Genomic DNA, 9,616 nt, shown 5'->3' on the forward strand with positions numbered 1-9,616 from the left:
TTACGTTTTGGCTTGATTTTCGTTGTCACGTCAGCGTTTTCTTTGGCCAGAAGTTTTTTATCGTGTTCATCAAGCACGAACTCTACTTCATTAAATACTTCATCAGCACCCGGCATCTTTTCTGATTTCTTGCCGTATTCTTGGGCAAGTTTGAGATTGTAACGTTCAAGCAATAGTTGATAAGCTACGTCTTTTTCGGCTAATTCACTTTCCATGCGTTGCTGCAACTCAAGCAGCATTTGTTTGAGTTGTTCATACTCTTCAACGAGTTCGACCTGTTGTGTTATTTTGGCGCGAACAAAGTTACCTGACGACACGCTGAGTTTCTTCCTAGGGCATAAAAGCTCGACGTTGATAATTGCTACTGTTGGCAATAATCAATAATGGCTAAGCCGCTGGTTTGTTGATCTTCAATGATGGTTTGCCATTGTTCTTGGCTACGCGAAATTCTCATGCTTATCTCCTAAATTAAGTGAGGAGATAATGTAGATGAGATCAAACGCTAGAGGCAGGTGTCGTTAGCTATACGCTTACAGTTAAATCATGGGATGTTTAATTTTATTTAGTGAACATCAATTTCTGACATGCCATTCAATACTCAGACGATTGCTAGCCTTATGTTTGAAGAGATTGACTTAATTCAAATCAACATAGTTTGACTAACCATATATAAACCATTATTCATCAGGAAAGTTCCAATGAAATACGCCCCACAATAACTTCACTATAAAGATACTAATACCAGATTAAATCCATTTTATACTCTTCAAATATAAATTGAACTAACGTTGGTTAGTCGTAGAACTTAGAGTTATTCGAACAACAACCTCGACAATACATTTACCTTGGCCAATTGTTTTATTGAGTTAACTGGCGTGTTAAATAAACTTGGGTTAGCCACCACTATGGCCATGGATTGTGCTCGTGATATAGCTACGTTTATACGGTGTTTATCAAACAAGAAGTCTATGCCTCTGGCAGATTCTGATGCATCGCTTGAACATAAACTGAAAAATACAATGGGTGCTTCTTGCCCTTGAAACTTATCAACGCTACCCACTTTGGCTTGCTCGCCTAGTGCTATTTTTAATTTGCTTACCTGGTGATTATAAGGGGCTACAAATAACATATCATCCCAGGTTATATGGCTAGTCTTTCCTTCTTTGTTAGTATACCTTCTCCCTAGTAGTTCGTTAGCATGCAACTTAATAACATTAACTTCTTCAATGCTTGCTTGAGTATTACCTTGATGCTCAACAGGTACTAAAATAACACCGGCTGTTTGGTTTAAAGCGCCTTGATAATTATCAGGTACTTCAATACATTGTTTATCATTATCAACATCGGTTTTAAGCTGACCTTCATAAATTGCATTACTAATATAATGATTCACTTTTGAATGCATACGATAAGTTGTATCTAAAAACACGCCCATATGTGCAGGCATAATAGGGGTATCATTAAGTAGGTAATCTAAAATAGATAAGCCACTTTCACCCGGATGAGTACCCTGTGATGGTTGACCCAACTGCATTTGGTCGCCCATCAATACTATATTGTTAGTTGCCCTACTCATGCCTATAAGGTTGGCAACGGAAACTTGCCCTGCTTCATCTATAAATAAGTAGTCAAAACAATTTTCGACTTCATCTTTACAGAACCCCCATGCCGTGGTGCCAATAACACAACCTTGCGTTGCATTTTTAGCTATTTCAGCATTTTTGATTACAGTTATTTGATTTTCTGATATTTCGTTACCAGTATCTTTGGTGCAATAACAATTGGCGGCAATATTCTGTTCGTTGCAGTATTGGGCTACACCCGCTAATAAATTATTGATGGCTTTATGGCTGTTACTGGCAATACCTACTCGTTTGCCACTTTTTACCAGTGCCGCAATAATGTGCTTACCTGTGTAGGTTTTACCAGTCCCCGGAGGCCCTTGAATAGCTAAATAGCTATTATCTAAATTTTCTACTGCATTAATAATTTGTGCCAAACGCTCTTGAGCATTATCTGCAGTCACTATCGCTTCTTTATTGTGCTTACGCCCTTTAATGCGAGGTGAGCGTTTTAATAAAAAGTCAGCAATAGCAGTGCCTTCAAAAATTCCGTTTTCATATTCTTTAATGACTGCAGTAATTGCGCTAGGAATGGGTTCAGGCCGTACATATTCATTTGGGATTAGAGTAACTAGTGAAGGCAGTTCATGCCTGGAAGTTAATACTATTGTGCCTTTCTCTAAATCACTGTGTTCTTTGTTTGTAGAAACGCTAATATTTTTTCCGTTCTCATCTACTTCACCCAGTACATAATAGTTTGACGAACTATTTTTAAACTCTTGTTCAATATCAAAGGTATATTCATAAGCTAAGTTTCTAGCTCTGGCAGATGGCTTAAAAGGCGCTAATGATGTGCGAACACAATTAGCTAAACAGTCCATGTCATCCATTAGTACGTCTATTTCACTGCCTAATCGGTCAAATAGCTTCCAAAATACCGGTTTGGCTTCTCTGCGATGAAATTCAAGCGTCCAGGCTAAATTTTCGCTGATCTTGGCTTCACTTTCTTTCCCGGCGATACGCTCTTGCTCTGCCCGTTGTAATAGCCTGTCTCTAAGTTGGGTTCGCTCGCTTACTTCTTCTGATATTTCAGGTTCAACAACGTCAGTTTTACCCACAAATTCAATGGCATTATTGGCTTGCTGTAATCTTAACCATGCCACAAGTTCTTGGGTTGAATCACAATCGTCAATATTATAATCGCGTATAGCGTTTAAAGTCTTTGAGGTTTGCCAAGTTCCGCCATCCAAGCCTTTTTGAAAATTATCGCGCCAGTGCTCATAAACAACTACTGAGTCACCACCACTACCCACTTCGGTTTCACGTTTGCCACGGTATAAATGCTCAACATTTTTAATGGAATATTTGGGCTCACCCACTAACAGGCCACCTTTAACCACTTTGTATAAATCAATAAACACTTCATTGCGTAGCAGCTGGTCTACCTCATTTTCGCAAATACCATAACGGCTCATTAATTTACGACATGCGGTTATTTCGTAACTGGCATAGTGATAAATATGCATGGAGGGATCTTGTTGCCATCTGGCATATACCCAATCAATAAAGGCTTTAAAACATACTTTTTCTTGCTCGGCATCGTGCGCCCAAAAATCGATAAATTGTCTGGTACCTTGCTCATCAAAATAAGTATTTCCCCATAAATATTCTAAACCGCCTTCGTCTAAGGGATAGCCTTCAATATCAAAAAACACATCTAGGTCTGAGTGTGGAGGTAGTAATGCTAAGCCTTGTTGTTTATGCTTTTCATGGTGTTTAATTTCGAATAACGGTGGCATTTGGCCATTGCTTTGTTTTTGGATATTTGCTTGAGCTTTAAGCGCGCTAAGTATGCTGGAATTTAGGCCAGAAACACGCTCAAGTTTAGTTGCAACTAGTTGTTCGCAAGTAATAATTCCCGCTTGGTTTAATTTTTTTATCTGTGAACGAGTGATATTGGCGACTTGGATAAGGTGATCTTTGTCTACAAATAATTGCTCTGCATAGTTTGACCAACGGCCATACTCTTTTGAGTCTGATGGATCAGGGTGATTACTCGGGTTAAATTTGGATTGATAGTCAATAAATTGCGTTTTTAGTGCTTTATAGTAAAAATAGTAATCTTCGGTGCGTAAGCTTTCATTCTCACCGTTACCCAGTGCTACGACGATATTTTGTGGTAATACCCCCTGGATAGCCTCTAGCATTTCAGCATAACAACAAAGTTGAATAACAAAATAAGGTTTTACTTTATTGGCAAGTTTTGTGTCCCATACTTCATAATGATAGTCACCTAAGGTACTGCTACCTGGCACTTTAATTAAGAAATCCGCATGACCACGAAAAGAGGCATGCTCTAGCACAGCTTGAAAAATAACATCAACGCCCTGTTGCATGGCGGCAATACTGGCTGATTTTTGCTTATCTATGGTTAATTTTTTGCCATCAACTTCACTTTTAATAACACAAACACTCTTCCCCTGCTCTTGCAACAGAGTAAGCATATTGTCTTCGTGTTCTAATCCTTTTTTAGACAACAAGCTAGATAAAGCATCAACTTCATCGCATTGAGGTGCGTCAGCTGGAAATTCCATTTTAAAGCGATTCATCCAACTGGCGAAAGGACTACTCATGAAGGTAGTTAAGTCGGTAGGCGAGAAGATGATGTTGTTGTTTTCTTTAAACATAGAGATTCCTTTCTTTTTTATTGTTTTAGATAAATAAACATAGAAATTTAGTAAATTACAAATAAAAAATTATTACACCTCAAAATCACAAGTTGTAATCCTTCCCTTAGCTTCTTCTGGTATTCGGCCTTCATTAATCATCCAATTAGCAAGAGCATTTACAATATCATTATCCAGTTTCTTTCTTTTTTTATCAGTTGCTGTTTCGACACTTCCATTAGCACCAATGAAATACCCAATAGAGTCAGGCTCTAAACTAACACTCTGCGTATCACAGTTAATGTTGAATCTTTTTTTGTGAGTAGTAAATGCCCTACCACCGTCCCCAGAAAAGAGAAAAACAAAAGCATCATATGGCATAGCCCCTCCCCCTTCCCCCTTAAGAGCGACTACTGCAGCAGCTGAGCGTAAATATAAAGGCAAACCATTTCCTGGTTTATTAAGGGTGTTAAACGTCTGAAGTTTTGTTTTTGGCAAAACTGATTTACTCACTTTAATATCATCTCCCTCACAGTTAGCTTCAAATGTTCTTTTTGCCCACTTTTTTTGTGCTTTGATGATATCTTCGGATAATATTTTTCTAGACTCTTGTTTTATATTAAGAAACCACTTTTTTATTTTGTGATATTCAGGGTTTTTATTACTTACATATATTCCCGCTTCTCTCCAACTTGAAGCCTTCTTGCCATCAAATGCTAGCCCCGCAGAAGATAAATTAGCTGAAGAAATAATTGCTCCTTCACTTGATATGACCACTTTTGCATGAAGCTTGTCATGCTGAAGCATATTTACACCTGATAATTTTAATATTTTTTTAACTTCATTAGGGTTAGTGCCTCCCATATTCAAATTACAAATTAGACTAAACTTTTTATTCTCATTAAGAATGACAGAGGATTCTTTCCCCCAAAACGCTACGGCTATTTCAATAGGATTTTCAGACAAATGCCCTTCAATTAAATTACTGATTGCTTTTAAAATAGCGTTAGAATCACATAGGAATTCCATTTTTTATCCTTGTAAGGTTTAGTTAATTATTATATTTAATAAAATCAAAATAACTTATGTAACAGACTTAGTCTTCCGCTAGCTCCAACAACCCTATATCAGCAACCGAAGAACCGGCAATACCCTTCACTGAACCAAACATTTCAGTAGTATTGAGCAGCACTTTTTCAATGTTCTTTTCACGTTTCTTCCAAAGTCTTGCCATGGCTAGTTTTTCTTTATTAAGATCAGTTTGCAATTCGGTAAAACCTTCAACTATAGCTTCTACACGCGAAGAAAAGTCGTTACTGGTTAAGTAGTTGTACATCATGACCATTTTGTCGCCGCGATTTTCTTGTACCGCTATCGCTTTTGATAATTTAATCAGTGACTCTCTTAGCACTAAACTTAAGCCCTTGAACTCTTCAAAGGTGCAAATCCATACACCGTTAACTTGCCCCATGTGTTTCATGTCTTTGGGCATTACCGCAGTAACTAATACACCAACACTGGCATTTTTATCACGTATGTCTTGTTTAAATTTCTCTATCCAACTGGGCTGAAAGCTTTTGGTTCTCTTACTCTCATAATAAATAGTGCCGCATTCAGTGCCTAGTGAATTAACCACATGTTGCAGGCAATCGGCTCCTTGCGCACCTTTTTTGATTTCTTCGATTTGGTCAAAGGGATACTGAGCTTCTAGCCACTCTTCTATGGCTAACTCTTGTACTTCACCTTGTAATTGCATAGAACCCTGCTCTGCTTTACGTTTTGTTATATCTATTTGTTCTTTTAGTGAATTGATAAGCGACTGGTGTTCTTTAAGCTTTAATTCATGCTCGGTATGAACTTGCTCATTAATTTTTGTTCTTTCAATTTTAAGCTGGACAGACATGGCTTTTTCAGCGGCGAGGTTTGCTTCATGCACGGCTTCATCTTTTTCTCGTTTTAGCCGTTCATTTTCTATTTCAATTTTTTGAATTAGTTTTAGTTTTTTCGACTTTTCTGTCAAATCATCTTGCAACGCAGAAATAGCTAGTTGGTTATCTTGTTCGAACTGGCTTTTTAATTGTTTAGTTAATGCTACTTTATCCGCTTTTAGTTGTTGGGCAACTTTAAGGTCGATATCTTGTTGAAATGATTTTTTGTCTAAGGCTAACTGCCGCGCAGCTTCATCCATTTTATTTTTTTTTGCTGCAATCGCTTCATCTTGTTTTTTCAACTGTTGTTGATACTTGTCGTTTAACTGCTGTTCCATTTGTTGTGACATAGCATCAGAAACATCAATTTTCTCATTACATTTAGGACAATGAATAATGTTTTCCATAGGTTACTCCTTAACTTACTAAACTTAACTTACAAGATTGGTGATATTTGTAAAGCGCACTAGAGGCAAAACATTTTTATATTTTTCGTGCTCAATGCCATTTTTAACTAACGCCTCTTTATTACCGGTATCTGGATTAACTAAAAATGACTTAATGTTTTGTTTCACATTTGGGTTTTGTGACCATCTAATATTAAAAGCCGCATTAGTATTAAAAAAACACATATCAGCGTAGTTAGGTAAATGTTCATGTAACCACCAAGCTAATACTGCCCAGTCACCTGTTTTTTGAAAATAGGGTAAAAAACGCGGAATAACAATACAGGCACTAGCGCCAATAAAACCATTGCCATCCGCAACATCCCATATATGTGCACCAAAATTAGTATTATTTGAAGCACAATTCATTTTATTTTTATTACCAAAGTCGTTAACAGCACTTGAGCGATAACCCGAACGAATATGAATTCGCCCCCAGGCTTTTTGCATCGGCTCAAGGATCTGCTCACATAATTGTGTGCCGGCCTCTATTGCTTTGTCTAAATCATCTGGCAAATTGCTGATGTTGTTAGCGATTGCTATTTCAGAATATAAAAACTCACGCATAAAGAAATTATCAGAGAGTTGAATTCGACCAATCTTTTCTAACTCGTTAAATAAAGCTTTATTCATCATCAGATCCCTCTTGATTTATATTTTCTAGATCAATATCTAGCGCCGAAGCTATCGCAGCTTTTGCTTCACGATTAAATGGTTGAAAACAAAAAAACTGCCACTTCTCTGACATAAGACAATAAGGCCAGATTAAAACTACCAAAACATATGACATTACCATCTGAATATTAAGAAGAACAAAATTTTGTTCACTCTCACATATCTGCGCAATAAATCGTGCCTGCTTGTAGGTAACTGGCAGCAGCAATATAAACTTGGCAATAGCTACCGCGAAGTAGACAAAAACAACATTGATTAATAGACTCATTTTCTGCTCCTTTTAAATCTACGGTAACGGTGACCAACAGTAATCACTAAATCACCTTTCATTATCACGTAAGTGCCATTTAGCTTTTCAAATAAAGATTTTGAAATAATCTTTAGCTTTATTAGCTTTTTACAAATAGACTTTCGTAAACTAAAAACTTCACAGCCCCGATGAAATTCAATTTCACCAAACTCTAACAAGGCTTCAATGGTACTTTGAGAAATAGCTCTTTGCTGCATTCTGACTAGTGCATGGTTGGTGTACATAACCGCTCTCCATTTAAGTGAAATAGTTAATTGACAATAACAACTAGTATATGTATCTTTTTGATACATGCAATAAATGTATACATATACATGTACACTTTTCAGGCAGGTTAATTGTGAATATTAAGCGAAATTTAGATAGAGAATTAAAGTTAGATCTATATCAGCGCCTTAGGCTGATTGAAATGATCGCCCTTTGGGAGGGAAGACTTACATCTAAGAGCATGATGCAAGCTTTCGGCATAAAACGGCAACAGGCATCAAAGGATATTACCTATTATCGAAACCTTTGCCCTGAAAATTTAGAGTATGATACTAAGTTAAAAGGCTACAAAACCACTAAGTATTTCAAAGCTAAATACACCGATGGCAGTCTTGATGAATACCTTAAGTTTCTATCCTTCAATAAAGATGCATCTTCACACGTATCCTCAATAACTCAAGTAAACACACCTATTGAGCTAATTATGCCGCCAAATAGAGTAGTTGAACCTAAAATTATCAGGGCATTGATTAAAGCTTGCCGTAACAAAGAGCGCATAGATGTTAAATATGCCTCGGTAAAAAATCCATTAGGCGAAGAAAGAAATATTATTCCCCATACACTTGTGACTAGTGGTTACCGCTGGCACGTTCGCGCTTACTGTGAAAAAGATAAAAAATATAAAGATTTTGTTTTAGGTCGATTCTTGGGTGATATAGAAACGATTTATGAAAAACTAAATCACAAAGTTCCAGAGGATAAACTGTGGCATACCTTTATTGACTTGGTCATTGTGCCAAACCCTAGTTACACAGCAGATCAACAAAAATTATTTGCCCGAGAGCGTGGTATGGATGGTATGAAACAAGTGATAAATATAAGAGCACCACTTGCTCAATATTATTTGCAGCTTATGCATATTCCCTTTCGTGATTATAGTGCTGACATGCCGCATTCTGTTATTCTTGAAAATTTAGATGAGGTTAAGAAGTATTTATTTTGATGGGGTTATTAACTCAACAATTTCTGCGCTGCATCGTTAGCTATACGCTTACCATGGTTTCGCTAAAGTTATGTTCTTAACATCAGCAGCCGAGGCTTATTTGCTGTCCATTTCAGAAGTTAACGGTAAGAATAGATGCAACCAGCACTATATTTGGATCATTGAGCTAGAAAATATAACAACTCGACTTAGCCCCTTAACTTTATATAGTGAGTTCATTATTAATTATGATTTTACAAGGGGAAGTTACCAATATTAACTACTATAAAATAGACACGCCATAAGATTTCTACTTTATATACGCTGATTTTAAGTTTTGTCTGGTAGATTCAATCAATAAAATTGTAAGCGTATAGGGATCGGCACCTAGCCGCGCTCAATATTCCATGGTAACAGCGGTTCAAGGTTGTTTGGTTGCTCAGCAACATGTTGCAAGCACCGTGAGATATAGTCATGCACGACTAGGCCATTAGCCTTAGCCGTTTCAACAATACTATAGAGAATAGCACTCGCATGAGCACCATTGCAGGTATTTGAAAACAGCCATGCCTTGCGCCCGATCACAAACGGTTTTATTGCCCGCTCGGCTCGATTGTTATCAATCGAGAGTCTGCCATCTTCAAGGTAGCGTTGGAATTTATCAAACTGATTTAAACTGTAGCTTATTGCTTCGCCAAGTTTACTTTTAGGCGGGATTTTATCTTTGTGTTTTATCAGCCAGTGATGTAGTTCTTTTACGATTGGCTTAGCGTGTGACTGCCGGATGTTGAACTTATCTTCACTCGACTTTCCTTTAATACGTTGTTCTATGCCGTAGAG

The 9,616-nt window shown here is 37.2% G+C and carries 8 protein-coding genes and 1 pseudogene; 1 reads left to right on the forward strand and 8 read right to left on the reverse strand.

Annotation, left to right across the window (positions count from 1 at the left end):
* The 7 genes and pseudogenes from MTCD1_RS21540 to MTCD1_RS17560 form a co-directional block, all read right to left on the reverse strand.
* A pseudogene (locus tag MTCD1_RS21540) lies at window positions 1-317 on the reverse strand (hypothetical protein); the annotation flags it as partial.
* Window positions 318-811: 494 nt separating this feature from the next.
* Window positions 812-4,249, reverse strand: coding sequence for a TM0106 family RecB-like putative nuclease (locus tag MTCD1_RS17535; RefSeq protein ID WP_057180695.1), 3,438 nt, complete (start codon window positions 4,247-4,249; stop codon window positions 812-814).
* 72 nt (window positions 4,250-4,321) lie between these two features.
* Window positions 4,322-5,257: a phospholipase D family protein gene (locus MTCD1_RS17540; RefSeq protein WP_057180694.1), complete on the reverse strand. Its 936-nt coding sequence runs from the start codon at window positions 5,255-5,257 to the stop codon at window positions 4,322-4,324.
* 67 nt (window positions 5,258-5,324) lie between these two features.
* The gene (locus MTCD1_RS17545) at window positions 5,325-6,563 is read right to left on the reverse strand and encodes a DUF2130 domain-containing protein (protein ID WP_057180693.1); all 1,239 of its coding nucleotides are present in this window, start codon (window positions 6,561-6,563) and stop codon (window positions 5,325-5,327) included.
* A gap of 24 nt (window positions 6,564-6,587) precedes the next feature.
* Window positions 6,588-7,235, reverse strand: a complete 648-nt coding sequence (locus tag MTCD1_RS17550) for a peptidase M15 (protein ID WP_197410266.1) — start codon at window positions 7,233-7,235, stop codon at window positions 6,588-6,590.
* Window positions 7,228-7,545 carry a hypothetical protein gene (locus MTCD1_RS17555; RefSeq protein ID WP_057180691.1) on the reverse strand — a complete coding sequence of 106 codons (318 nt, stop codon included), beginning with the start codon at window positions 7,543-7,545 and terminating at the stop codon, window positions 7,228-7,230. The genes MTCD1_RS17550 and MTCD1_RS17555 overlap by 8 nt, the downstream gene beginning before the upstream one ends.
* Window positions 7,542-7,811: a DUF4258 domain-containing protein gene (locus tag MTCD1_RS17560; protein ID WP_057180690.1), complete on the reverse strand. Its 270-nt coding sequence runs from the start codon at window positions 7,809-7,811 to the stop codon at window positions 7,542-7,544. Before MTCD1_RS17560 ends, MTCD1_RS17555 begins: the two co-directional genes overlap by 4 nt.
* A gap of 116 nt (window positions 7,812-7,927) precedes the next feature.
* Here MTCD1_RS17560 and MTCD1_RS17565 point away from each other — a divergent pair, with 116 nt between their 5' ends.
* Window positions 7,928-8,797 carry a WYL domain-containing protein gene (locus MTCD1_RS17565; protein WP_159459920.1) on the forward strand — a complete coding sequence of 290 codons (870 nt, stop codon included), beginning with the start codon at window positions 7,928-7,930 and terminating at the stop codon, window positions 8,795-8,797.
* 366 nt (window positions 8,798-9,163) lie between these two features.
* Here the strand turns inward: MTCD1_RS17565 and MTCD1_RS17570 are convergent.
* The coding region (locus MTCD1_RS17570; protein ID WP_143760138.1) for an IS66 family transposase at window positions 9,164-9,616 on the reverse strand (453 nt) is incomplete at its 5' end.

The organism is Colwellia marinimaniae, assembly GCF_002207865.1.
GTDB lineage: Bacteria > Pseudomonadota > Gammaproteobacteria > Enterobacterales > Alteromonadaceae > Colwellia > Colwellia marinimaniae.

Coding starts and splice junctions, on each gene's coding strand:
- MTCD1_RS17535 (WP_057180695.1), bottom strand. CDS start 4,249: ATGTTTAAAGAAAACAACAACATCATCTTCTCGCCTACCGACTTAACT.
- MTCD1_RS17540 (WP_057180694.1), bottom strand. CDS start 5,257: ATGGAATTCCTATGTGATTCTAACGCTATTTTAAAAGCAATCAGTAAT.
- MTCD1_RS17545 (WP_057180693.1), bottom strand. CDS start 6,563: ATGGAAAACATTATTCATTGTCCTAAATGTAATGAGAAAATTGATGTT.
- MTCD1_RS17550 (WP_197410266.1), bottom strand. CDS start 7,235: ATGAATAAAGCTTTATTTAACGAGTTAGAAAAGATTGGTCGAATTCAA.
- MTCD1_RS17555 (WP_057180691.1), bottom strand. CDS start 7,545: ATGAGTCTATTAATCAATGTTGTTTTTGTCTACTTCGCGGTAGCTATT.
- MTCD1_RS17560 (WP_057180690.1), bottom strand. CDS start 7,811: ATGTACACCAACCATGCACTAGTCAGAATGCAGCAAAGAGCTATTTCT.